We start from the raw sequence: 23,194 nt of genomic DNA, 5'->3' as shown, positions 1-23,194 counted from the left end.
GAAAGGATGATGCCGGCCGGCGCCGGCGGCGCAATCATCGTGGCAGACAGCCATCGAACGACGAAGGAGACAACCCGCGATGACGATCCCCACGACGCCGCCGGCCGGCATCTTCACCGACGTGCCGGGCGGCCTGCGCCTGCACCACTACGAGGCGGGCGAAGGCCGGCCGGTGGTGTTCATCCACGGCAGCGGCCCGGGCGCCAGCGGTTTCAGCAACTTCAAACACAACGTGCCCGCGTTCGCGGCGGCCGGCTATCGCGCGATCGTCGTCGACCTGCCCGGTTACGGGCAGTCGTCGAAGCCCGCCGACGTCGCCTATACGCTCGATTTCTTCGTCGGCGCGCTGCATGCGCAGCTGACCGCGCTCGGGCTCGGCCCGGCCGTGCTGCTCGGCAACTCGCTCGGCGGCGCGATCGCGCTGAAGTACGCGCTCGACTACCCGGACGAAGTCGACGGGCTGATCATGATGGCGCCGGGCGGCGTCGAGGATCGCGACACCTATTTCCGGATGGAAGGCATCCAGCGGATGGTGCAGCTGTTCACCCACCGCCAGATGAATGACGACACGATGCGCGAGCTGCTGACGCTGCTCGTGCACGATCCGGCGATCGTCACCGACGCGCTCGTCGCCGAGCGGATGAAGGTGTGTGTCGAACAGCCGACCGAAGTGCTGTCGACGATGAGCGTGCCGAACCTGACCGACGCGCTCGGCGACCTGCGTACGCCGGTGCTCGGTTTCTGGGGCACGGACGACCGCTTCAATCCGGTCGGCGGCGCGCTGAAATTCCTCGAACGCTGCCGCGATGCGCGTTTCGTGCTGATGAACCGGTGCGGCCACTGGGTGATGGTGGAACACGCCGACTATTTCAATCGGGAATGCCTCGATTTCCTTGCGACGCGGAATACGCGATAACGCCGGATGCACCTGATGGCCGGCCTCGATGCGGGCGGCCTGTCTGAACAAAACCCTGGAGACGACATGAAGCTCATCGAAGACCTGTTCGACCTGCGCGGCAAGGTGGCCGCGATCACCGGCGGCGCGCGCGGCATCGGCGCGGAGACCGCGCGCACGCTGGCGGCCGCTGGCGCGAGCGTCGCGATTCTCGACGTGCTGTCGCAACCTGCGGAAGCGCTGGTCGAGGAAATCCGCGCGCAGGGCGGCCAGGCCGCGTTCTGGTCACTCGACGTCACGCACGAAGCCGACGTGGCGCGCGTATTCGGCGAGATCGTCGCGCGCTTCGGGCGGCTCGACGTGCTCGTGAACAACGCGGGCATCGAAGGCCACAACGTGCCGACGCACGAGCTCACGCTCGCGCAGTGGCAGCGCGTGCAGGACGTCAACGTGAACGGCGTGTTCCTGTGCACGCGTGCGGCGATTCCGCATATCGACGCGGCCGGCGGCGGCTCGATCGTGAACCTGTCGTCGATGTACGGGATCGTCGGCGGGCCCGACGTGCCCGCGTATCACGCGTCGAAGGCGGCGGTGCGGATGATGGCGAAGGTCGATGCGATGCTGTACGCGGCGAAGAACATCCGCGCGAACTCGGTGCATCCCGGCTATATCCGCACGCCGATGCTCGAGGACGCGTTCCGCCAGATGGGGCAGGACCCCGATCGCGCTTTCGAGTACATGCAGACCAACGTGCCGATGGCGAAGATCGGCAGCCCGCGCGACATCGCGGCCGGCATCCTGTATCTCGTGTCGCCGGCAGGCCGTTACGTGACGGGCGCGGAGCTCGTGATCGACGGCGGCTTTACCGCGCGCTGACGCGGCGCGGCGTACGCAACGGAACAGGAGACAGGCAGTTGAAAGCGCTCGTGGCAGTAAAACGCGTGGTCGACGCGAACGTGAAGGTCGGCGTGAAATCCGACCGGACGGGCGTCGACATCGCGAACGTGAAGATGTCGATGAACCCGTTCGACGAGATCGCGGTGGAAGAGGCCGTGCGGTTGAAGGAGGCTGGCGTCGTGACAGAGGTGGTCGCCGTATCGGTCGGCGTGGCGCAGGCGCAGGAAACGCTGCGCACGGCGCTCGCGATCGGCGCGGATCGCGCGATCCTCGTCGAATCGAATGAAGGCGTCGAGCCGCTCGCTGTCGCGAAGGTGCTGAAGGAGCTGGTCGACAAGGAGCAGCCGCAGTTGGTGATCCTCGGCAAGCAGGCAATCGACGACGATTCGAACCAGACCGGCCAGATGCTGGCCGCGCTGGCGGGGTTCCCGCAGGCGACGTTTGCATCGAAGGTCGTGGTGGCTGACGGCCGTGCGACGGTCGCACGCGAAGTGGACGGCGGCGCGGAAACGCTGTCGCTTCAACTGCCCGCCGTCATCACCACGGATCTGCGCCTGAACGAGCCGCGCTACGTGACGCTGCCGAACATCATGAAGGCGAAGAAGAAGCCGCTCGACACCATGAAGCCCGGCGACCTCGGCGTGGACGTGACGCCACGCCTGAAAGTGCTCGAGGTGAACGAGCCGCCGAAGCGCGCAGCCGGCGTGAAGGTGCCGGACGTGCAGACGCTGGTCGCGAAGCTGAAGACCGAAGCCAAGGTGCTGTGACAGGGAGCGGAAAGAAATGACGATTCTGGTGATTGCGGAACACGACAACGCGTCGATCAAGGCCGCGACGCTGAATGCCGTCGCGGCCGCACAGGCGCTCAATGCGGCGGGCGGTGGCGACGTTCATGTGCTCGTTGCCGGACACCATGCGCAAGCGGCAGCAGACGCAGCCGCGAAGATCCCGGGTGTGTCGAAGGTGCTGCTGGCCGATGCGCTGCAGCTGGCTGACGGTCTCGCCGAGAACGTCGAAGCGACGGCGATGACCGTCGCGAACGGCTACTCGCACATCGTTGCGCCGGCAACGGCCTACGGCAAGAACATCGCGCCGCGCATTGCCGCGAAGCTGGATGTCGCACAGATCTCCGAGATCACGGCGGTGGTGTCGGCCGATACGTTCGAGCGCCCGATCTACGCGGGCAACGCGATCGCGACGGTGCAGTCGGGCGATCCAGTCAAGGTCATCACGGTGCGTGCGACCGGGTTTGATCCGGTGGCAACGGAAGGCGGCAGCGCCACGGTCGAGAAGATCGAAGCAGCAGCCGATGCGGGCAAGTCGCAGTTCGTGAGCCGTGAAGTGACGAAGCTGGACCGGCCGGAACTCACGTCGGCGAGCATCATCGTGTCGGGCGGCCGCGGTCTGGGCAGCGGCGAGAACTACACGAAGGTGCTGGAGCCGCTGGCCGACAAGCTCTCGGCAGCACTGGGCGCCTCGCGCGCCGCAGTCGACGCGGGCTACGTACCGAATGACTACCAGGTCGGCCAGACCGGCAAGATCGTCGCCCCGCAGCTGTACATCGCGGTCGGCATCTCGGGTGCGATCCAGCACCTGGCCGGCATGAAGGATTCGAAGGTAATCGTCGCGATCAACAAGGACCCGGACGCGCCGATCTTCAGCGTGGCCGACTACGGCGTGGTCGGCGACCTGTTTACGCTCGTGCCGGAAGCGGCCGCGGCACTCTGACCGATGCCGCTGTTCGAATTCAACGGGATGCGGCCGCGCGTCGACCCGTCCGCGTATGTCGACCCGAGCGCCGTCGTGATCGGCGACGTGACGATCGGTGCGCGCTGCTACATCGGCCCGCAGGCGAGCCTGCGCGGCGACTTCGGCGCGATCGTCGTCGAAGACGGCAGCAACGTGCAGGACGGCTGCGTGCTGCACGTCGGGATCGGCGAGACGTGCCGGCTCGGCGTCAACAGCCACGTTGGCCACGGCGCGATCGTGCATGGCGCGACGCTCGAACCCGACACGATGATCGGCATGAATGCGGTCGTGATGGACGGCGCGACGATCGGTGCGACGACGATCGTCGCCGCGTGCGCGTTCGTGAAGGCCGGCTACGACGTGCCGCGCGGCGTGCTGCTCGCGGGCGTGCCGGGGCGCGTCGTGCGGCGGCTGAGCGACGCGGAGATCGACGCGAAGGCGAACGGCACGCGCATCTATCAGCAACTGGCGGCGGACTGCCTGAGGACGATCAGGCCGATCGACGGGTGAGCAGCGGGCATCCGGGCGCTCCAGGGTGTGACGGATTGCCGGGTGGCTTGCCGTTGCCGTAAGATCGGCACAGGCTTTCCCACCGGCACCCGCGTCACATGAAAAAGCACGTCCGTTTGCGGCTCACAGTCATTGCGTCGGCCTTTGCCGTCTACAGCGTTTATATGCACATCCAGCAGTTCATCAATGGCTGCGTGTGGGTCAGGGGCCATCAGCGCTGCAGTTTCGAAAACAGCACGAACTTCGAAGGCTGGATGGATCTCGACCTGATGATCGCGTGCTGCTGGGTCGCCGCGGCGGTGGTGGGCTGGATCTCCGTCATGCAGGCCGCGAAGAAGCCGGGTTGAAGGCGGGCGCTTCCTTCACCTGAAGCCGATCGCCGTCAATCCGTGACGACGATCATTCATGCGGCATCGCCGCAATCGTCCGTGCCTCTTCCGTATCCCCGCGCCGCAGGCGTAACCGGCCACCGGGATCGGGCTGCGCTCGTTCGACGTGCTGGTCGGCGTCGACGTCGGGATGAGCGTTGCCATCCGTCGGCCGTCGTTGTGCTTTTTGCTGTCGTGCCCGGATAATGACCCGGCGTCGCGCACGCCGCGCGAGGGGAGGCTGCCATGCAATTTCCGACGGGATCGGTGGTCGCGCTCAGCTCGGCTGCCGCGACGATGTTTTCGATGGGCATGCTGTTTCTCGGCTACTGGGGCTGGCACGAGCCGCTGCCTTGGCGGTTCGGTGACTACGTCGTGATCCTGCCGGCGCTGGCCGGGTTCGCGTGCCTCGTCAGCGTGCCGTTTCTCGCTACGTCGCCGATGAAGACCCCCGACGACGAATCGCGGATGCTCGTCGCGCGGCGCGTGTTTCTGTGCGGCGCGAGTGCGTTGTGGTGTGCGATCGTCGCGTCGCTGGTCGTGTGAGCTTCGTCAGGCGATGCGGGCATCACTCGGGGGTGGTGCCGAGATCCACGAAGACCTTGTGGGTGCCTGCCTTGTACAGCCGCTTGCCGAGCTTCGGATAGTCGCACACGTCGTGTTCGGGCCGGTCGCCTGCCACGAGATAGACCAGCGGCAGATCGCCGGTGTTCAGCATCGAGTGTGCGGCGCCGCCGCGTGGAAATCCCATGAAGTCGCCCGGGCCGATCGCATGGGTCCGGCCATCGACGATTGCTTCGCCCGATCCTGAAAGCACGTAGACGCATTCCTCCGCGTAGAGATGCCGGTGGTATTCGGTGGATTCGTGTCCGGGCATCAAGGTCATCAGATGGACGCCGAGTTGCGTCAGTCCGGTTGCGTCCCCAAGCGCGCGCTTCAGGCGGACGGCATTCTCGTTCAACGGATGGACGGAATGCTCCGGTTCCATTGCCGCGATGTCGGCGGCTTTCAGCACTTCACGCGGGGTGTCCATCGTTTGTCTTCTCCGGGAATCGGGGCGCCACTCGTGCGGCGAGTGTGAATTATGGGGGAGGGTGTCGGCGGCAGCGCAGTTTCGCGTGCCTGGATGATGGCGATACAGGGCAGGGCGGTGTCTGTCGCCGCGCGATGCTACGTAACGCCGGGCCTCGTGTTACGCACGCGTTACCCGGGACGCAAGGCGTGGTCACGGTCATGAGGTCTGGCCCGGATGCCCTGCATCGCGCCCGGGAAGGCCGTCTGGATGCGGCCGTCCGGCGTGTGTGTGAAGTCGTCGTTGATGCCGATCGCAATGGCACGATAGGTGCTTGTCTGGATGATCGAGCTGAAAAGCGAACGGGGGCTTCCATGCAAAATCATTTCATCAAGGCGAACGTTGCGCTCGCCGCCATTGCCGCGGCTTGCGCGCTGGCTGCGTGCGGCGGCAGCGATGTTACGGCGCCGAAGCCGGGTGGTAACACCATCGGGACGAGTACGAGTGGGACCAGCGGAACCAGCGGCACGAGCGGTACGAGCGGCACGAGCGGGACGAGCGGGACGAGCGGAACCAGCGGAACCAGCGGAACCAGCGGCACGAGTGGAACCAGCGGCACGAGTGGAACCAGCGGCACGAGTGGAACGAGCGGAACGAGCGGAACGAGCGGAACGAGCGGAATCGGTGGCACAAGCGGTACAAGCGGCACCCCGGGCACGAACGGCATCGTCAGCGCCGTCGGCGCGGTCGTCATCGACGCCGGCGCCACGATTTCCGGCGAGAGCCCGCCGGGACCGACCAAGGGCGTGACCACCGGCCTCGGCAACACGGTCGCGGGCGCGGGCACGATCATCCGCGACACGTCGAACGCCGTGAGCAACGGCATCGGTCAGATCGGCTTCACGGCGAACCCGGTCGGCACGACGGTCGCCGGGCTGGGCTCCATCGTCGGCTCGACCGGCAACCCGGTCACTGGCCTCAGCGACACGGTGAAGGCGCTCGGCACCGGCCCGCTGTCACCGTTGGCGCCGCTCACGACGCCGGTCGGCGGCCTGCTCGACACCGTCGCCGGTGGCCTCAAGACGGGCGGCACCATGCTCGGCGCGGCGCTGTCGTCGGGCCCGGTCCAGCAGACGACGCAGGCGATCAGCACGGCGATCACGCCGCTCGTCACGACCGTCGGCCAGGTCACGCAGCAGGTCGGCACGGCGACCGGCCTCGGGCAGCCCGTCGCGGGCCTGCTCGGACAGATCGGCGGCGCGATCACGTCGGCGGGATGGAAGGTGACGTCCACGTCGCCCCAGCCGCTGGTCGGCGGCGTCGGCGACGTCGTGCGCGCGGTCGGCAACACCGTGACCAATGCGGGCGGCCTCGTGAACCCGGGCGGTGCGAACGGCGCGGTGCCGGTCGCGGGCCTGGTGACGAGCGTGGTCGGCGGTAATACGGCGATCGTCCACAACGGTTCCACGACGGGCACGGGCGGCACGGGCGGCGGCTCACCGTTGGGTGGTCTCTCCAACCCGCTCGCACCCGTCACGGGGCTGGTGGGCGGCCTGCTGGGCGGCTTGGGTGGCCTGGGCAAGTAGCCGATCGATTGAGATCGTCACGGCGGTAACCGGCGAACCGACAATCGGTCTCCGGTTACCGCCAACCAGAATGGCTTGATGATCCCCTGCGGGAAGCGGATCGGACGGGGCCACTCGATGTGTCAATCGCGAACGACGTCGCGCTGCGACGGCGGCCGCGCCAGCCCGCGTGCGGGCAGCGGCGTCGACATCACGATCGACGTGCGGGTTTCGCCGTACAGGTTGATGCGTTCGATCAGTTGTTCGAGATGGGTCATGCTGATCGCGGCGAGCCGCATCATGTACGAGTCCGCGCCCGTCACGTGATGGCATTCGACGACTTCGGGAATGGTTTCCAGCAACCGGAGGAATTTTGCTTTTGCCGGTTGCGGCACCGTGATGCCGATCAGTGCGCTGACCGGATAGCCGGCCGCGGCAGGATTGATCCGGGCCGTGTAGCCCTCGACGACGCCGGCCGCTTCAAGGCGCTTCACGCGCTCCGTTACCGCCGGCACCGACAGGTGCACCTGGCGCGCCAGCTCCGTGTAGCTGATGCGGCCGTTGGCCTGCAGCAGCGTCACTACCTTCCAGTCCAGATCGTCCATTGCGGCGAGATTTTTTAAGGCGGAGCGGCCATTTTTCCTTAAAAACCGCATTCAGCAATGACGGGACTTTCCCTACGATGCCTGTTCAACACGTTACATGTCGCAAGGAGCAGGCGATGCTGTTCATCAAGTCCGTCGTGATGGGGCTATCGATCGCGGTGCCGGTCGGGCCGATCGGCATGCTGTGCATCCAGCGCAGCCTGAGTCGCGGCTTTCAGGCGGGATTCGCGACGGGCATCGGCGCCGCGTGCGCCGATGCGATCTACGGCCTGCTCGGCGCGCTCGGCATCGCCGGTATCGTCACGGCGTTCCCGATGCAGACCGTCGGCCTGAAAATCGGCGGCGGCGCGTTTCTCGTGTGGCTGGCGTGGACCATCGCGCGCCAGGCGCCGGCCGCGTCGACGGCGCAGCGCGACCTGCCGCGCACGACCGTCCTGCGCGATTTCGTGACGACGTTCGGCCTGACGCTGTCGAACCCGATGACGATCCTGTCGTTCGTCGGGATTTTCGCGGCGCTCGGCCCGCTGTCGGGGGCGCGGCAAGGGGCGGTGTGGCCGGCCGTGGCGCTGATGGTCGCCGGTGTGTTCATCGGTTCCGCGACGTGGTGGCTATGCCTGAGCGGCACGACCGCCGCGCTGCGCACGAAGATGTCGTTCGCGTTCATGCACGGGCTGTCGCGCGTGTCGGCCGCGGTGATCGCGGTATTCGGCGTGCTTCAGGTGGTCGCGGGCGTGCGCGGGGTCATCTAGGCCGATGCGTCGTGCGGATCGCGTTGCCCGTTCATCGGTCGACGCTCGACGGATTCAATTCGACGTCCGATGCCGGCAAATGCGCATGCACGAAACGCGCGATCTCCTCGCTCAGCTCCCTGTCTTCGGGCGCGCCCATGAAGCCGCCATGCGGCATCCCTTCGAATACATGAAGCTCGGTCGGCACCTGTGCGCGCCGCAACGCGCGATGCAGGCGCACCGCGTTCGACAGGAACAGGTCGCGCGTGCCGCTCTGGATGAAGGTCGGCGGGAAACCGGCGGAGAAATCGCCGAACAGCGGCGACAGATACGGATGCGCGAGATCCGCGCCGTTCGCGTAGAGCAGGTTGTTCGGCATCAGCGACGCCGGCAGCACGACATCGACGAGGCGATTGGTTTCGAAGCTGTCGCCGGATTCGGTCAGGTCGACTTCCGGCGACAGCAGCACCAGCGCGGCCGGCAGCGGCAAGCCTTCGTCGCGGGCGCGCAGCACCATCGCCGCGGCGAGGTTGCCGCCCGCCGAGCGTCCGCCGATGACGATGTTTTCCGGCGCGTAGCGCTCCAGCAAGTACGCATAGGTCGCGATGCAATCGTCGAGCGCGGCCGGATACGGATGCTCGGGCGGCAGGCGATAGTCGACGCCGTAGCACCGAATGCCGAGCCGGTCGGCCTGCATCTGCGCGCCGGCGCGGCACGCGGCGCCGCCACCGAGCACCAGCGCGCCGCCGTGCAGCTCGATGTACGCGCATTCGTCGGACGCCGCAGCTTCGGGCGTGGCGACATGCACGTCCGCCGCGCCGGCCCGGATCGTCTCCACGCTCGAACGCAGATAGCCGCCGAGCTGCTCGATGGCCGCCGCGTAGTGCGCGTCGGCGGCTGCCTTTACGCGCATCCATGCATCGAAATCGTCCGCCGGCGGCATCACGTGCAGCGCGTTCAGCGGCACGCCGTCGCTGCCGACCAGTCGTTCCAACGCGGCTCGCGCTTCGTCGCTGATCGACGTCGGGAAGGGGACGACGCGGCTCGGCAGGGCGACGCCGTCGGGGTGGTCTTTCATCGATTCGGTTCCGTTCCGTTGGACGTTGGGCGCGTCATGCGGCAGCAGGCCAATGGCGCAGCATCACGTCCAGCGCATCGAGACTGCGCGACCACGACGTGTCGGAAGCCGGTGCGCTGTGCGCGAAACCGCCCGCGCTTTCGAGCGTGACATAGCCCATGAAAAAGCCGCCGAGCAGACGGATCGCATGCGCCTGCTCGGCTTCCGGAATGGCGTAGCTGCGCAGCACGGCCGAGGTCATCCTGACGAGCCGGCCGCCCGCGCTTTCGGCGGCGCGTTCGGCGCTGACCGGATGGCGTGCTGCCGCGAAGCGACCGGGGTGCTCGCGGGCGTAGTCGCGATAGACGTTGGCGAGCGCGGTGAGCGCGTCCTTGGCGGTGCGGCCGGCCAAGGCGTCGGTCGCGCGATCGGCGAGCTCCTTCAGCGCGAAGAGTGCGATGCGGCTCTTGAGGTCGTCGAAGCTCGGGATGTGGGAGTACAGGCTGGCCAGTTTGACGTCGAAGTGACGCGCGAGCGCCGCGCCGGTCAGGTGCTCGAAGCCGGTTTCGTCGGCGAGTTGCGCGCCGGCTTCGACGAGTTTGTCCAGGGTGATGCCGGCGCGTGCCATGGTGGATGCTACTCGAATTAGTCAAAAACCTAATTCTATTAGTTTTGGTGGCGATGTCAATTTCCCGAATTCGCCGACCGCCATGTGCGTGACGATCACCCCAGCTCGAACGACGTCACCCCGAACACGCGATCGATCGCAATCGCCGGTGGGTCTTTCGTGTACATCCGTGCGGTTTCGAACACGCTCGTCATGCCGTGCCGCTCGGCCAGCGCGACGGCCGCAGGGTTCGTTTCCGGCACGTCGAGCACGATGACCTCGCCGGGCATGCGCGCCGCCAGCGCGCGAAACAGCCCGGTGGCGACGCCCGTGTCGTCGGCGAAAAGCGGGCCGATCTTGCAGCCCGTCCTGCAACGGCGCACGACACCGTAGCCGGCGACACGGCCGGCGTCGATCGTCGCGAGCGCAACGGCATCCGGCTGCGCGATCCAGGTGGAGACGAAACGCTCGCGCGCCGACGGAAAGCACGCGCGGTCGTAGGCAAGCAACTGCTCGATGGGCACGTCGGCCGCTGCCACCACGTGCGCGCACCCGATGCCGTCCACGCGCCCCTCATAGCGGATATTGCGGTAAGCAAGCTCGAATCCGGACTTCCTGTAGTTCGCCTGCTGGGCCACGACACCATCGAGCCCGATGTTGCGGTCTCCGAGGTAACGCATGCCGTGCTGCCAGGTTCGGATACCGAAGCCTTTGCCGCGAAACCCGGGTTTTACGATGTAGAGGCCGATGAAGCCGAAACGTTCGTCGTAGGCGACCGCAGAAATGCACGCGACCGGCTCGCCGCGCCAGATGCCGACGAAGAACCCGGCCGGGTCCGCCGCCCTGAAACAGGAAGGATCGTGCAGGCCGGGGTTCCAGCCTTCTGCCGCCGTCCATTCGACCGCCATGGCGACCTCGTCGGCCGACATGGTGCGCACGATGAAGTCTCCGCCTTGGTCCATGGTTCACCCCCAGTCGCCGCGTTCATGATTGCGCGTTGCGTTACCGGCTGCCGAGCCGAAGCCGCAGTGAAGGACGAGTTGCCCCGTTTCGCGCTATTCCCGTCAGCGAAAAATCTATGGATGGATGGTTTCGCCGCGATTCAGCATGTCGATGAATTCCCCGATTTTGCGCGCCCGTGTTTCCGGTTTCTTGGCATGCTGTATCCGATACAGGATGGCATAACGGTTACGGCTGTTCAGTGTCGCGAAAAACGTGCGGGCTTCCGGATTGGCGTCCAAAGCCGCCTGCAGGTCGTCCGGCACGATCGAGTTGCTGGCCGACGTATAGGCAGCCTGCCAGCGGCCGTCCTTTCTGGCTTTCTCGATTTCGCACAAGCCGGGCGGGCGCATTCTGCCTGCGGCGATCAGCGCTTCAGCCCGGTCCGTGTTGAGTTTGGACCAGATGCTTCTTGCGGAGCGCGGGGTGAAGCGTTGCAACCAGTATTGCTCGCTCTCGGCCCGTTTTTGACCGTCGATCCAGCCATGGCAGAGGGCGCTTTCCAACGCCTGTTCGTAGGTGAGGGTTCGCTGCCCGGTCCCTTTTTTCGCCAGACGCAGCCATGCTCCGGTCGAAGTGGTGCCGTTTTGCTCTAACCAGTTTTCCCATTCGACCTGACTGGTAAAGGTTAGCGCGCATTCGGTCATGTCACTGTCCTGAATGGTGGGGTACACGTGCGGGGAGGGCGTCCGCAGTCTAACAGTGTTGATACGGACAGCAATGTGCGCAGTGCGACGAAAGGCCGGCGGCTCGTCAGCCGTCAGTCTGTCGCTTGGTTTGAGGGCGGCATCACCCGTTTCAAGCATCCGGTGGCGCAGGCATCGGACGCACGATTTCAAATGGGAGGCTTCGCCAGCGATCCGGCCGAAGCCTCCCCATCCCCGTCAGAACGTGTAGCTGACCTTCCCGAACGCCGTCCGCCCGAGCGTGTTGTACCCATATGCGGTCATGTACTGGCGATCGAACAGGTTCGACACCGTCGCTGACACGGTCAGGTGCGAATTGATCCGGTACGAAGCACGCAGCCCCGCCGTCAGATACGAAGGCAGATAGGTCGAATTCGCCGGATCGTCGAACGTCGTGCCGCCATAAAGCAGCGACGCCCCCGTGCTCAACGCATGCAGGTGCAGTTCATCCCACGTGTGATCGATGTTGAGGCTGACCGTCTGGCGCGGCCGGCGGTTCAGCCACGAGTCATTGGTCTCGTCCTGCGGATTCAGGATCCCGACCGCGACGCTCACCGGCGTCGAGCGGCCGATCGTCCCCTTGTACGACAGGTCGATGCCGCGAATATGCGCGCGGCCGATGTTCATCGGCGAGAACGTCGCCGGGTTGTACGCGATCAGGTTGCTGACGCGCGTATCGTAGATCGCAGCCGTGAACGTACCGTACGACGTGTTCGCATCGACCGCGGCCTCGACCGACGTGTTGCGTTCCGGGTTGAGGTTCGGATTGCCGTAGCCGGGGTAGTACAGGTCGTTGAACGACGGCAGCTTGAACGCATTGCCGTACGACACGCGCGCCGTGTACACCGGCGTGATCGCCCACGACAGCGCCGCGTTACCCGTATTCACCGACTGCCCGGCGATGATTTCATGACGCCCCGCGAGGAACATCGTCACGCTGCCGAGCGTCGCCGATTGATGCAGCGAGAACGCGGAATCGTTGCGCGTCGGCACGCCGTCCGGAATGTCGACCGGCAGGAATGCCTGCTCGCGCGTGAAGTCGTAGGCGAGCTTGGTTTCGCCCGACAGCGGCAGCCCGAACAGATGGAATCCGCGCGCCTGGTGCGTCAAAGACGTCGACGTGCTGATGCGCTGCGAATTGATCTGGTCGGTCGGGATGGTCGGATCGCTCGCGTAGATGAACCCGCGATCGTTCGCATAACCGAACGACTGGTCGAACTGCGTGTCCGGCGTGATGTCGAGGTGGAACGCGATACCGGTCGTCAGCTGATGATCGAGCTGGCGATTCGCATAGCCGCGGTTGTCGTAGGACAGATCGGACCGGTGATACAGCGCGAACGTCGAGATCGACCAGTTGTCGCGCGCGTAGCCGAGGCGCGCATCGAGATCCTGCGCGTGGTACGGGTTGCGGCCCGCCTCGTGCCCATACGCGAAGGGCCGCGTCGCGTCGATGCCGGCCGTGTTGTACGAATGCAGGCCGAGCGAGTAGGTGAGCCCGCCGAGCGCGGCGAGCGGCCCGGTCGACGGCACCGTGCCGGACGTGCGCAACTGCGTGTCGAACGTCTTGTTCGAGCCGCCGCCGAACGACACGGTGGTCTGGTTCGGCTGGTTGGCCGCGCGGCGCGTGAAGAGCTGCACGACGCCGCCCATCGCATTGGCGCCGAACGACGCGGCGGCCGGCCCCGAGATCACTTCGACCCGTTCGAACGATTCGGTCGGCAGGTCCGCCCACGGCGCGATGCCGGTGGTCGGCGAGCCGATGCGGATGCCGTCGATGAACACGGCGACCTGACTGGCCGACGAGCCGCGGATGCTGACCGACGCGGACGAGCCCGGACCGCCGTTCTGCGAGACGGTCACGCCGGGCAGCGTCGCGAGCGCCTGCGTGATGCTCGGGTCGCTCGGCGACAGCCGGTCGAGATCGGTACGCGTGAGCACCTGGGTCGTCGCATAGCGCTGGTCGAACGACTCGGGCAGCCGATGCGTGTCGGTCACGTTGATCGTCGGCAGGTCGGCGCTTTCGGCGGCCGGGGCCGGTTGTGCAACCGCGGTGTCGCCGGCTGCGTGGGCGAGCGGCGAGAGCAGTGCAGTCGCGGCGGACGTGGCAAGGAGGTGTCGAATCTTCATGAGGCTGTCGTTGTGGTCGGGCTGCGCATGCGTCGATCGGGGAGCGCGGCGGGCAGCGCCGGTTTTGTTATCGGTGATTGGGTTATCGCGCGACCGGGCCGAGCGGGCTGCAGACCCGGGCATCGGCGCGGCACATGCCGGCGGACGCGATCGACAGGGAACGGCGCGCGCGAGCAGGCGGGCCGTGCATGCCGGCGGTGTGCCGGCGCGACGCTTCCGGTGAGGAAGCGGGTGCGGTAACAGTGGACATCGGGCGGATCCTGAGGTCGGGCCGTCCATGCAACGGGCACCGCCAAAGGCGGTGCTGGCGCATCGGGACACCCCGCCCGGTGCGGCTGCTTGGACCTCGGGTCGATGGCAGGTCTCCTGGCTCGCGGGTCCTGATTCGTGCCGGCCTTCCCGGTTTCCCAGTGGCATGCAGTGGCACGGATTCGCCGCTCACAGTTGCGGGGGCAGCCGCAGATTCGAGGCACTGCCTCGCCTGCGTTCCCTTTTGATCCCGTCTCCGGGAACCATCAGCGCGCAAGGGTAATGGCGTGCGCGCCGGCGCGTCAATTGTCGGGTAGCGCCCGGATGCGAAAAAACGTCATCGAGGTGCCAAAACTTTCGAAATCCTGTCTTTCATGCGTCGATGGCGCGTTTCATGTCTGATGAAATGGCGTGGTGTGCCGCCATGCAATCGCGCCGAAACCGGCTCGGGGCGACGCCCGTCCACCTGACGAACGCGCGGCGGAAGGCTTCCTCGCCGCCGAACCCGAGATGCGCGGCGATCCGCGCGACCGGCCAGTCCGACTCGCGCAGGCAGCGTTGCGCGGCCTCGGCGAGACACTGCTCCCGCAGCACGTGATAACCGCTGCCTTCGGCCACCAGCCGCCGCCGCAACGTCGCCTCGCTGACGCCGAGCCACGCGGCGAGCTCGGCGAGTGCCGGCAACGCCTGCTCGTGCGCGAGCGCCGCGTCGAGAAAACCGCGCACCTGCTGCGCCCACGACACGACGGCCGGCGCCGCATCGATCAGGCGAAACGGAAAATCGACGAGAAACGCGTCGAGCTCCGCCGGCTGCCGCACCACGCGGCACGCGAGCCGCGCCGCATCGAATGCGAAGCCGTAAGTCTTGCGGCCTACCTCGACCGGCGCATTGAACAAGCCGAGCAACGGCATCGCGTCGTCGCGGCGCGGATGGCCGAGCCACACGTCGGTCGGCCGCAGCGGCTGCCCGATCAGCCAGCCGAACAGTTGCAGATAGCAGAACAACCCCGTCAGGTCGACGAGGCACGCGGCCGGGCTGCGGGTGCGGCGCAGCGAATCCATCCGGAACGTCGCGCGCCCGTCGCGCACGGTGAGCGACAACGCGCCGGCGCGCGGCGTCAGCATCTCGCCGAATTCGCGCGCACAGCGGATCGCGTCGGCCAGCGTCGCGCAGCTCAGCAGACAGCGGCACATCAGGTCGACCTCGCGCTTGCGCATCGGCGGGTGGCCGTCGCCGCGCGCGACCTGCGCCTCGAGGCGTTCGATCGCGTCGCGGTACAGCGCGACGAAATCGCCCGGCGTCGCTGCCGGTGGCGGCGGCTGCGCATCGCGGTCGGCCGGCGGCGCGCCGCTGCGCGTGAGTTCGCTCAGCAGGCGCGCGCCGAGGCCCGGCAGGACGCGGCCGCGGGCCGGCATGGCGCGCTGTTTCATGAGTTTCCCGATCTGATCGTTGCGACAGGGGGCGGTGAGCGGGCCGGTAGGGGTCTGCGAATCGTCACCACGCAAGAATGCTATCCACGCCGACCGCCTTCGGCCTCGCCGGAACGGCGTAGGCCGGCTGCGCGTCCCTGACACGAACGACCACGAACGACCCCGGACGACACGCGAATGATCCAGATCGTAGACGAAATCACGCTCGCGCCCGAGCGCATTCCCGACGTGCTTGCACTGCTGCGCGACCGTTACCTGCCGGGCCACGCGGCGCGCGGGCTGGCGGCGGCCGGCCGCCGGGTATCGCCGCCCGTCGCGGTGCCGGGGCAGCCGAGCACGCTGTGGCTGACCTGGCAGGTGGCCGACGCGTCGGCCTATTACCGGATGCGGGCGCTGACGGATGCCGACGTGGTCGGATTCTGGATGGCGGTCGACGCGCTGTGCGACATGCGCCGCCGCCATGTAATGACGGACGCCGATGCGCCGCTGCCCGCGCTGACGGAGGTCGACCATGCGGCATGACACGGCACAGGTATTCGTGTCCGCGGATTGCGATGCGGGCGCGATCGAGCGTGCGTTGCACGAAGCCGCGCACGCGCTGGCCGGCACGACACGCGTGGCATTGGCACGCAATCTGGACGGCAGCTGGGGTGCGGGCGACTACACGCTCGACGTGCTGCGTGACGATTCGGCGGCCGACGGCACGGCGGAGTTCGCGGCGCTGGCTCAATTGCCGGGCATCGAGCGCATCGACGGCGCCGAATGCCGCGCGATCGGCGGCGGCCTGCGCGAACCGGCGCTGCGCGACGGCGTGTGGCGCACGCTGATGCTGCGCGTGCGGCCGCAGGCCAGCGCAGCGCAGATCGCCGCGCTCGAACGCGAACTGCTGCGGATGCCCGCGTTCATGCCCGGCATCCGCAACTGGCGCTTGAGCCGGATCGAGACGCCCGGCGCGTGGACGCACGTGTGGCAGCAGGAATTCGCGCACGTCGGCGATCTCGTCGGCGAATACCTGATGCATCCGTATCACTGGGGCTGGGTCGACCGCCGGTTCGACGCCGAAAGCCCCGACTGGACGGTCGATGCGATCTCGCATGCGTTCTGTCCACTCGCGTCGAGCCTGCTGGCCGACACGGCGGCGTAACGCGCCGCCCGCATCGAGCCGACATCAAACCAACCCTGGAGACACGAAGATGCGAGCCCTGTTGATCGACCGCGTCGGTCATTCCGACACCTTGCGCATGGCCGACGTGCCGGCCCCGACGCCGGGCCCCGGCGACGTGCTGATCCGCGTGGCCTACGCGGGCATCAATCCCGCCGACTGGAAATGCCGCGAAGGCTACCTCGGCGCGTTCATGCAATACACGTTTCCGTTCGTGATCGGTTTCGACGCGGCGGGTGTGGTCGAAGCGGTCGGCGACGGCGTCGACGGGTTCGCGCCCGGCATGCGCGTGTTCGCGCAGACCGACGTCGGCGCGGGGCGCTGGGGTGCGTTTGCGGAATACGTCGCGGTGCGTCACGACTCGGTCGTGCGCGTGCCCGACGCGGTGAGCCTGGCGGAAGCCGCCACGGTGCCGACGCCCGCGCTCGCGGCATGGGCCGGCCTGTTCGACGACGGCGGGCTGAAGGCGGGCCAGACCGTGCTGGTGCACGGCGGCGCGGGCGCGGTCGGCACGTTCGCGATCCAGCTGGCCGTGCAGGCCGGCGCGCGCGTCGTGGCGACGTGTTCGGCGCGCAACCGTGAGACGGTCGAATCGCTGGGCGCGGCGGCGAGCATCGACTATCGCGCGCAGGACATCGCCGCGTCGCTGCGCGCCTGGGCGCCTGGCGGCGTCGACCTCGTACTCGACGCGGTCGGCGGCGACACGCTGCCCAATGCGCTCGACCTGCTGGCGCCGGGCGGCACGCTGGTGAACATCATGACGCTCGCGGCCGGCGATGCGGAGCGGCTCGCCGCGACGGCGGCCGTTGCCGCACGACGCGGCCTGCGCACCGCGATGACCTACAGCCGGATGCCGAGCGGCGGCACGCTCGGCCGGATCGCGGCGCAACTGGACACGCGCGCGCTGCGCGTGCCGCGTTTCGACCGTTTCCCGCTCGAACAGGCGGCCCGCGCACTCGATCTCGTTCAAACGGGCGAGGCGAAAACGAAGCTGGTGCTTCATGTTGCGGATATCGCCCGCTGAGCGGTCCGCACGCCCATTACAGGAGACAACGATGACCGATACCCGAACCGGCGTACTGGCCGGCAAGTGCGCGCTCGTGACGGGCGCCAGCCGCGGCATTGGCCGTGCGATCGCGCAGCGCCTCGCATCCGAAGGCGCGACCGTCGTCGTGACGGCGCGCAGCCTCACGCCATCGGCGACGACCGCCGGCACGCTCGCCGAAACGGTTGCGCTGATCGAGCAGGCTGGCGGCCGCGCCATTGCGCTCGTGGCCGACCTGTCGAACGCAGCCGAGCGCGATACGCTCGTCGGGCGCGCGGCGCAAGCCGCCGGCGGCCTCGACATCCTCGTCAACAACGCGGGCGTGGCCGACTACGCGTGCGTCGATGCGATGCCGATGACGATGTTCGACACGACGATCGAACACTATCTGCGGATTCCGTTCGCGCTGGCGCAGGCCGCGATTCCGCTGATGCGCGCCCGCGGCGCCGGCTGGATCGTCAACGTCGGCTCGGTGACGGCGCTGCCGCCGCTGCGGCCGTTCGACGATTTCTCGCGTTTGGGCGGCGCGACCGTCTATGCGGCGGCGAAGGCGGCGCTGTCGCGCTTCACGCAGGGGCTCGCGGCCGAACTCGAAGCCGACGGCATCGCGGTGAATCTCGTCGCGCCGAGCACGGCGATCCGCACGCCGGGCGCCGCGCGCTACATCCCCGAAGGCTATCCGACCGAGGACGTCGCGTATCTCGCCGAGACCGCGCTCGCGCTGTGCCGCCTGCCGGCGCGCGAACGCACGGGCCTCGTCACGCACAGCCTGCATTTCCCGCGCGCGCAGCAACTCGCGGTGCGCTCGCTCGACGGCCGCACGGTGCTGCCGCCTCCGGTGATTCCCGCGTATGCGCATCCCCACATCGACCCGACAGGACTTTGATTGACATGACGAACTCGATTCGCTTCGACGGCGGCACCGCCGTGATCACCGGCGCGGCCAGCGGCATCGGCAGCGGGCTCGCACGCCACGCCGCCGGGCTCGGCATGCGCGTCGTGCTGGCCGATCTCGACCCGGCAAAGCTCGACGCATTCGCCGCGACGCTCGACACCGACGTCCTGTGCGTGCCGACCGACGTCAGCCGGCCGGAAGCCGTCGACGCGCTGGCGGAAGCCGCGTGGCAGCGCTTCGGCGGCGTCGACCTGCTGTTCAACAACGCGGGCGTAATGGCGACCGGCTTCAGCTGGGAAATCACGCCGGAACGCTTCGAGCGCAGCTTCGCGATCAACGTGCACGGTGTGCTGAACGGCATCCGCAGCTTCGTGCCGCGGATGCTCGAGCGCAACGTGCCGGCGCGCGTCGTGAATACCGCGTCGGTCGGCGGGTTCCTGCCGAGCCCGCTGATGTCGCCTTACTCGGCAACCAAATTCGCGGTGGTCGCGCTGACGGAATCGCTGTACGGAGAACTGAAGATGCTGGGCGCGCCGGTCGGCGTGTCGTTGCTTGCGCCGGGCCCCGTGCAGTCGGGCATCTTCAACGACCCGTTTGGCGCGGTGCACGACCGGCCCGAGGTGCGCGGCTTCGTCGACACGATGCGCGCGATGCTGAACGCGCACGGGCTCACGCCCGACGCGTTCGCCGCGCGGGTGTTCGACGGCATCCGGGCAGGGCGCTACTGGCTGATTCCGCAACCGGAGACGATCGACGGCGCGCTGCAGCGGCGCACCGACGACATCCTCGCTTCACGCGATCCGTCGCTGCCGTCGTTCTGACGGCAGGGCGCGGCTGCCACGCCCTGCGTGTGCCGTCACATGCGCATGCCGGAGTGCGAGCGGCCGCTCGGGTCGCCGCCGCGATCGGGCGGCGTATTGTTCTGATCGATCTTCGCGAGCACGAAGCCGGCGTGCGGCAACGCGCCGGGCGAGCGGTGCGTCGCTTGCGCGACGGCGTCGTGCGGCGACGCGGCGGGAAAACCGGATGACGTCACGCCCGGTTGAGCGAACGCCGAAAGGGAAGCGGCCGCCAGGGCGGCGGCGACGATCGCGTGCGATTTCATGGTGGCTCCTTCACGACTGACTGCGCGACTGACTGCGGGACAACGTCATCAGTCTAGGGCGCGAAACTTAACGCGACGTGAAGGAGCGATGCGGCGCGGATGACGGAATGTTCATGCGCGCCGCGACGTTCATGCCGGCGCCGACACCAGTGCGCAGAAGTTCTCGAGATCGACGTTGCCGCCGCTGATCACCACCCCCACGCGCTTGCCCTGCAGCGCGTCCTTCATCCGTCGCACCGCGGCGAACGACAGGCAGCCGGTCGGCTCGACCACCATCTTCATACGCGTGGTGAAGAAGCGCATGCAGTCGATCAGTTCCGCGTCCGTAGCGGTCAGGATGTCGTCGACGTCGCGCCGGATGATCGGGAACGTCAGGTTGCCGAGGTGCTGCGTCTGCGCACCGTCGGCGATCGTGCGCGGCGTGTCGATATGCACGATCGCGCCGGAGCGGAACGATTGCTGGCCGTCGTTGCCGGCTTCCGGCTCGACGCCGTACAGCGTCGCGTGCGGCGACAGCGCGCGCGTGGCGAGCGCGGTGCCCGACAGCAGCCCGCCGCCGCCGAGCGGCGTGAATACCGCATCGAGCGGGCCGACCTCGTCGAACAGTTCCTTGGCCGCCGTGCCCTGGCCGGCGATCACGTCCGGGTGGTCGTAGGGCGGGATCAGCGTGAGGCCGTGCTGCGCGGCGAGATCGCGCCCGATCTGCTCGCGATCCTCGGTGTAGCGGTCGTAGGTCACGACCTTGCCGCCGTAGCCGCGCGTCGCGGCCATCTTCGCGGCCGGCGCGTCCTGCGGCATCACGATCGTCGCGGGAATGCCGAGCATGCGCGCCGACAGCGCGATCGCCTGCGCGTGGTTGCCGGACGAGAACGCGACGACGCCGTTGCGGCGCTGCACCGCGTCGAAGCGCGACAGCGCGTTGAACGCGCCGCGGAACTTGAATGCGCCCATGCGCTGCAGGTTCTCGCACTTGAAGAACACGTGCGCGCCGAGCGCTTCGTCGATCGTCCGCGAGGTCATCACCGGTGTGCGGTGCGCATGGCCTTCGAGCCGGGCCGCGGCGGCGGCCACGTCGTCGTAGGTGGGGAGAGTCGGAGCGTTCATGGGTTATCCGGTGGTCGTAGGAATCGGTCAGCGGGAAAGCGGCGCGGGTAGCGCGCCTGCGTCATTTCGCATCGTTGTAGACGGTCGCGCGCGAGACGCCGAGATGTTGCGACACGATTTCCATCGCGCGGCGCACCTCGAGGAAACCGTCGGCCTTCAGCTGCTGCATCAACTCGCGGCGCTGGTCGGTCTTCAGTTCGCGCGGCGTCGTCGCGAGGCGCATCGCGAATGCGTCGATGCGCTGGCGGATCGCGTCCGCGCCGGCCGGATCGAGCGTTTCCGCGACGGCGTCGCCGTCCGTGCTGCAGAACTGGTTCAGCATGCCCTGGAAGCCGCGGAACAGCGTGACGTCGGCATTCAGGCACAGCGCGGCCACATAGCGGCCGGTCGAATCCTTGATGCCGATCGACGTGCTTTTCGCGGTGCGGCCGTCGGCGAAACGGTTCGGGTAGTTCGCGAGCACGGGCGGGAAATCGTCGTCCGCGATGCGGGCGAGGCCGAGCTCGGTCGCGGGATCGCCGACTGCGCGCCCCGACAGGTTGTTGTGGATCGCGAGGATCGCGTGCTTCGGCGTGCGCAGGTCGTGAACCACGACCTCGGTGAACGGCGCGAACATCGCGCCGAGCCCTTCGGCGATGCGCTGCACCTGTTCGATCAGCGACGCCTGTTCGGACAGCACGGGTTTCCGGGTGAAGGTCATGATGGTTTCGCGGTCAGGTTTCGGATCGATGCGACGGCTGCGGGGGCAACCGGCGTATTACTCGCCGTCCGCGGCTTCCGGCCGCGTGATGTCGGCGAGCAGCGGCTGCGCGATCCGCACGTAGTCGGCCGCGTCGAGCACGACGGAGCGGTCGAGGCGGCCCGCGTTGAAAGCGATCTCGGTGTTGCGTTCGACCAGGGCGGGATCGACGACGAGCGTCACGCTGGCGTCGAACACGAACGGCGGCACGGCGCCCATCACACAGCGCGTGACGGTGGCCGCGAGGTCGGGCGACGCGAGGGTGGCCTTGCGGCGGCCGAGCGCATCGGCGACCTTGCGGAAATCGATCTTCAGGTGGCCGGGAATCACCGCGAGCGCGGTGGTGTCGCCGCCATCCTTGAACGTGCAGAGCATCGCCTTCGCGCCCTGTTCGGGGCGCGTGCCGCGCAGCGCGGCGATTGCGTCGGATTTCCCTTCGGCCGGATGCTCCAGCACGCGGAACCGCGCGCCGGACGTGTTCAGCAGATCGCAAAGCGTGTCGAAAACGGGGTAGTCGCTCATGTCGCTCCGGGCAAATTGGGCCGGGGAATCGAGGGCGCGCTCGGGTTCGTATGCTTTGGCGTGCCAGTCGATGGATTGTCCAAGTATAGACGTTTTGTCATGGGCGTGGCAAAGGGACGGGCGAGCGAGGAGTCAAGGGCGTTCGGACGCATCGACGAGAATGTGTCGGTCGACCCATTTTGTGACGGGTATCGAACAAGTCGTTTGTACGTCCGCCAATCGACATCGGTGCCTCTCCCCGGATTTCCAATCCTGCGTAGAATGTCGCCGTCGGGTTCGGCCTTTCGGTCTCTGCAGTGGAACCGACACGACCCTGAGTCAGGCATCGAAGTTTTTCGAAATCCGGTCGACCAACCTATATCGCCACTCCCTGTGCATCAAGCAGATACGGTGCGTGTGGTCTGCGACCGGGCATCAGCGGCGCTGGCGCGTTATCGGCATCATCGCCCCGGGCATGCGCTCACGGGGCAGCAGGAGGAATTCTTGAAGAGGGCGGCTCTCGATAACGGACGCGTCTTGACCGAACGCGGCAAGAACGCTGTGAACAAGATTATGGCCAGTGCGATCGAGATCTTCGTGGACGAAGGCTATGGCGGGCTGACCATGCGAAAGGTCGCGGCCAAGGCGGGATTGGCGCTGTCGAACCTGCAGCACTACTTTCCCACGCGCGAGGACATCTTCGCGGCCATCCTTACCGTGACGCGGGAGGCATACGCCAATACGTACGACGGCGTGCACGCGGACACGTCGCTGACACCCGAGGGCCGGCTGGAGAAAGTGGTCCGGCTGTTGCTCGAAGACAGCAAGCAGCCCAGGACCCAAAGCCTGTTCGTGAACTTCTGGGCACTGGCCCAAACGCAAGAGTTCGCGCGGAAGATGCTTGAAGAGGGGTATGAATTTCAACGCGGCGTGATCGCCGGCCTCATCGAAGCCGTGAACCCGGCGCTGCCGCAAGCGGTACGCATCCGGCGCGCGGCGCTTGTTACGGCGCAGATCGAGGGGCTCATCGTGCTGATACCGCAAAGGAATCGGTTCCCGTCGGATATCAAGGGAATCGAGGACGATGCGGTGACGGCTATTCTGGCATTGGCCAAGGCGCCGTGAGCGGCAGGGTTGGAGCGATTGTCGGTAGCTCAT

At 67.4% G+C, this 23,194-nt stretch carries 27 protein-coding genes and 1 riboswitch; of the genes, 15 read left to right on the top strand and 12 right to left on the bottom strand.

Going from position 1 to position 23,194, the window contains the following annotated elements:
- Nucleotides 1–79 precede the first annotated feature (79 nt).
- The 7 genes from CFB41_RS25210 (at nucleotide 80) to CFB41_RS25180 (ending at nucleotide 4,965) form a co-directional block, all read left to right on the top strand.
- On the top strand, nucleotides 80–916 hold the full coding sequence (locus CFB41_RS25210) for an alpha/beta fold hydrolase (RefSeq protein WP_089458312.1): 837 nt from the start codon (nucleotides 80–82) through the stop codon (nucleotides 914–916).
- A 66-nt stretch (nucleotides 917–982) separates the two neighbouring features.
- Nucleotides 983–1,771, top strand: a complete 789-nt coding sequence (locus CFB41_RS25205; protein WP_089427384.1) for an SDR family NAD(P)-dependent oxidoreductase — start codon at nucleotides 983–985, stop codon at nucleotides 1,769–1,771.
- 38 nt (nucleotides 1,772–1,809) lie between these two features.
- Entirely contained in the window at nucleotides 1,810–2,559 is a 750-nt protein-coding gene (locus CFB41_RS25200) for an electron transfer flavoprotein subunit beta/FixA family protein (protein ID WP_089458311.1), read from the top strand.
- Between the two features lie 16 nt (nucleotides 2,560–2,575).
- Nucleotides 2,576–3,520, top strand: coding sequence for an electron transfer flavoprotein subunit alpha/FixB family protein (locus CFB41_RS25195; RefSeq protein WP_089458310.1), 945 nt, complete (start codon nucleotides 2,576–2,578; stop codon nucleotides 3,518–3,520).
- Between the two features lie 3 nt (nucleotides 3,521–3,523).
- Nucleotides 3,524–4,051: a transferase hexapeptide repeat family protein gene (locus CFB41_RS25190; protein ID WP_089458309.1), complete on the top strand. Its 528-nt coding sequence runs from the start codon at nucleotides 3,524–3,526 to the stop codon at nucleotides 4,049–4,051.
- Nucleotides 4,052–4,149: 98 nt separating this feature from the next.
- A complete protein-coding gene (locus CFB41_RS25185; RefSeq protein ID WP_046547929.1) occupies nucleotides 4,150–4,398 on the top strand; it encodes a hypothetical protein in 249 nt (82 codons plus the stop codon).
- A 267-nt stretch (nucleotides 4,399–4,665) separates the two neighbouring features.
- Nucleotides 4,666–4,965: a hypothetical protein gene (locus CFB41_RS25180; protein WP_039350755.1), complete on the top strand. Its 300-nt coding sequence runs from the start codon at nucleotides 4,666–4,668 to the stop codon at nucleotides 4,963–4,965.
- A 22-nt stretch (nucleotides 4,966–4,987) separates the two neighbouring features.
- Here the strand turns inward: CFB41_RS25180 and CFB41_RS25175 are convergent, their stop codons facing one another.
- Nucleotides 4,988–5,452, bottom strand: a complete 465-nt coding sequence (locus CFB41_RS25175) for a cupin domain-containing protein (protein WP_089458308.1) — start codon at nucleotides 5,450–5,452, stop codon at nucleotides 4,988–4,990.
- Between the two features lie 353 nt (nucleotides 5,453–5,805).
- Between CFB41_RS25175 and CFB41_RS25165 the strand changes: the two genes are divergently transcribed.
- Entirely contained in the window at nucleotides 5,806–7,017 is a 1,212-nt protein-coding gene (locus tag CFB41_RS25165) for a collagen-like triple helix repeat-containing protein (RefSeq protein ID WP_089458306.1), read from the top strand.
- Between the two features lie 122 nt (nucleotides 7,018–7,139).
- Here CFB41_RS25165 and CFB41_RS25160 read toward each other — a convergent pair whose 3' ends face one another.
- Nucleotides 7,140–7,601: an Lrp/AsnC family transcriptional regulator gene (locus CFB41_RS25160; RefSeq protein ID WP_089442386.1), complete on the bottom strand. Its 462-nt coding sequence runs from the start codon at nucleotides 7,599–7,601 to the stop codon at nucleotides 7,140–7,142.
- 116 nt (nucleotides 7,602–7,717) lie between these two features.
- Between CFB41_RS25160 and CFB41_RS25155 the strand changes: the two genes are divergently transcribed.
- Nucleotides 7,718–8,350, top strand: coding sequence for a LysE family translocator (locus tag CFB41_RS25155; protein ID WP_089458305.1), 633 nt, complete (start codon nucleotides 7,718–7,720; stop codon nucleotides 8,348–8,350).
- Nucleotides 8,351–8,381: 31 nt separating this feature from the next.
- Here CFB41_RS25155 and CFB41_RS25150 read toward each other — a convergent pair whose 3' ends face one another.
- The 6 genes from CFB41_RS25150 to CFB41_RS25125 all read right to left on the bottom strand — a co-directional run bounded on the left by CFB41_RS25150 (nucleotide 8,382) and on the right by CFB41_RS25125 (nucleotide 15,485).
- Nucleotides 8,382–9,407: an alpha/beta hydrolase gene (locus CFB41_RS25150; RefSeq protein ID WP_089458304.1), complete on the bottom strand. Its 1,026-nt coding sequence runs from the start codon at nucleotides 9,405–9,407 to the stop codon at nucleotides 8,382–8,384.
- A 34-nt stretch (nucleotides 9,408–9,441) separates the two neighbouring features.
- Nucleotides 9,442–10,014: a TetR/AcrR family transcriptional regulator gene (locus tag CFB41_RS25145; protein ID WP_089458303.1), complete on the bottom strand. Its 573-nt coding sequence runs from the start codon at nucleotides 10,012–10,014 to the stop codon at nucleotides 9,442–9,444.
- Between the two features lie 95 nt (nucleotides 10,015–10,109).
- Nucleotides 10,110–10,955 carry a GNAT family N-acetyltransferase gene (locus CFB41_RS25140; protein ID WP_089458302.1) on the bottom strand — a complete coding sequence of 282 codons (846 nt, stop codon included), beginning with the start codon at nucleotides 10,953–10,955 and terminating at the stop codon, nucleotides 10,110–10,112.
- Between the two features lie 114 nt (nucleotides 10,956–11,069).
- Nucleotides 11,070–11,639 carry a YdeI family protein gene (locus CFB41_RS25135; RefSeq protein WP_089458984.1) on the bottom strand — a complete coding sequence of 190 codons (570 nt, stop codon included), beginning with the start codon at nucleotides 11,637–11,639 and terminating at the stop codon, nucleotides 11,070–11,072.
- Between the two features lie 237 nt (nucleotides 11,640–11,876).
- Nucleotides 11,877–13,805, bottom strand: a complete 1,929-nt coding sequence (locus tag CFB41_RS25130; protein ID WP_089458301.1) for a TonB-dependent receptor domain-containing protein — start codon at nucleotides 13,803–13,805, stop codon at nucleotides 11,877–11,879.
- Nucleotides 13,806–14,143: 338 nt separating this feature from the next.
- Nucleotides 14,144–14,337: riboswitch (cobalamin riboswitch) on the bottom strand.
- Nucleotides 14,338–14,426: 89 nt separating this feature from the next.
- A complete protein-coding gene (locus CFB41_RS25125; RefSeq protein WP_089458300.1) occupies nucleotides 14,427–15,485 on the bottom strand; it encodes an AraC family transcriptional regulator in 1,059 nt (352 codons plus the stop codon).
- 177 nt (nucleotides 15,486–15,662) lie between these two features.
- On the opposite strand from CFB41_RS25125, the gene CFB41_RS25120 reads away from it, so the two are divergent.
- Genes CFB41_RS25120 through CFB41_RS25100 form a run of 5 tightly spaced genes read left to right on the top strand, consistent with a single transcriptional unit; the run spans nucleotide 15,663 to nucleotide 19,408 of the window.
- Complete coding sequence (locus CFB41_RS25120; RefSeq protein ID WP_089458299.1) at nucleotides 15,663–16,007, top strand: hypothetical protein; 345 nt, start codon at nucleotides 15,663–15,665, stop codon at nucleotides 16,005–16,007.
- Nucleotides 15,997–16,629, top strand: a complete 633-nt coding sequence (locus tag CFB41_RS25115) for a Dabb family protein (RefSeq protein WP_089458298.1) — start codon at nucleotides 15,997–15,999, stop codon at nucleotides 16,627–16,629. Before CFB41_RS25120 ends, CFB41_RS25115 begins: the two co-directional genes overlap by 11 nt.
- A 49-nt stretch (nucleotides 16,630–16,678) precedes the next feature.
- Nucleotides 16,679–17,671 (top strand): NADP-dependent oxidoreductase, encoded by a 993-nt coding sequence (locus tag CFB41_RS25110; protein WP_089458297.1) that lies wholly within the window; start codon nucleotides 16,679–16,681, stop codon nucleotides 17,669–17,671.
- 31 nt (nucleotides 17,672–17,702) lie between these two features.
- Complete coding sequence (locus CFB41_RS25105) at nucleotides 17,703–18,578, top strand: SDR family NAD(P)-dependent oxidoreductase (protein WP_089458296.1); 876 nt, start codon at nucleotides 17,703–17,705, stop codon at nucleotides 18,576–18,578.
- Between the two features lie 5 nt (nucleotides 18,579–18,583).
- Nucleotides 18,584–19,408: an SDR family NAD(P)-dependent oxidoreductase gene (locus CFB41_RS25100; protein ID WP_089458295.1), complete on the top strand. Its 825-nt coding sequence runs from the start codon at nucleotides 18,584–18,586 to the stop codon at nucleotides 19,406–19,408.
- 35 nt (nucleotides 19,409–19,443) lie between these two features.
- Here CFB41_RS25100 and CFB41_RS25095 read toward each other — a convergent pair whose 3' ends face one another.
- The 4 genes from CFB41_RS25095 to CFB41_RS25080 all read right to left on the bottom strand — a co-directional run bounded on the left by CFB41_RS25095 (nucleotide 19,444) and on the right by CFB41_RS25080 (nucleotide 22,057).
- On the bottom strand, nucleotides 19,444–19,692 hold the full coding sequence (locus CFB41_RS25095; protein WP_089427404.1) for a hypothetical protein: 249 nt from the start codon (nucleotides 19,690–19,692) through the stop codon (nucleotides 19,444–19,446).
- 129 nt (nucleotides 19,693–19,821) lie between these two features.
- A complete protein-coding gene (locus tag CFB41_RS25090; RefSeq protein ID WP_089458294.1) occupies nucleotides 19,822–20,796 on the bottom strand; it encodes a threo-3-hydroxy-L-aspartate ammonia-lyase in 975 nt (324 codons plus the stop codon).
- A 61-nt stretch (nucleotides 20,797–20,857) separates the two neighbouring features.
- Entirely contained in the window at nucleotides 20,858–21,496 is a 639-nt protein-coding gene (locus CFB41_RS25085) for a transcriptional regulator (protein ID WP_089458293.1), read from the bottom strand.
- A gap of 57 nt (nucleotides 21,497–21,553) precedes the next feature.
- Nucleotides 21,554–22,057 (bottom strand): YbaK/prolyl-tRNA synthetase associated domain-containing protein, encoded by a 504-nt coding sequence (locus CFB41_RS25080; RefSeq protein ID WP_089442400.1) that lies wholly within the window; start codon nucleotides 22,055–22,057, stop codon nucleotides 21,554–21,556.
- Nucleotides 22,058–22,429: 372 nt separating this feature from the next.
- Here CFB41_RS25080 and CFB41_RS38280 point away from each other — a divergent pair, with 372 nt between their 5' ends.
- The gene (locus tag CFB41_RS38280) at nucleotides 22,430–23,161 is read left to right on the top strand and encodes a TetR/AcrR family transcriptional regulator (RefSeq protein ID WP_143329504.1); all 732 of its coding nucleotides are present in this window, start codon (nucleotides 22,430–22,432) and stop codon (nucleotides 23,159–23,161) included.
- The last annotated feature ends 33 nt before the right edge of the window (nucleotides 23,162–23,194 follow it).

The sequence above is a fragment of the Burkholderia sp. AU33803 genome, assembly GCF_002223095.1.
GTDB lineage: Bacteria > Pseudomonadota > Gammaproteobacteria > Burkholderiales > Burkholderiaceae > Burkholderia.
This window is presented reverse-complemented; position numbering and strand designations above follow the sequence as displayed.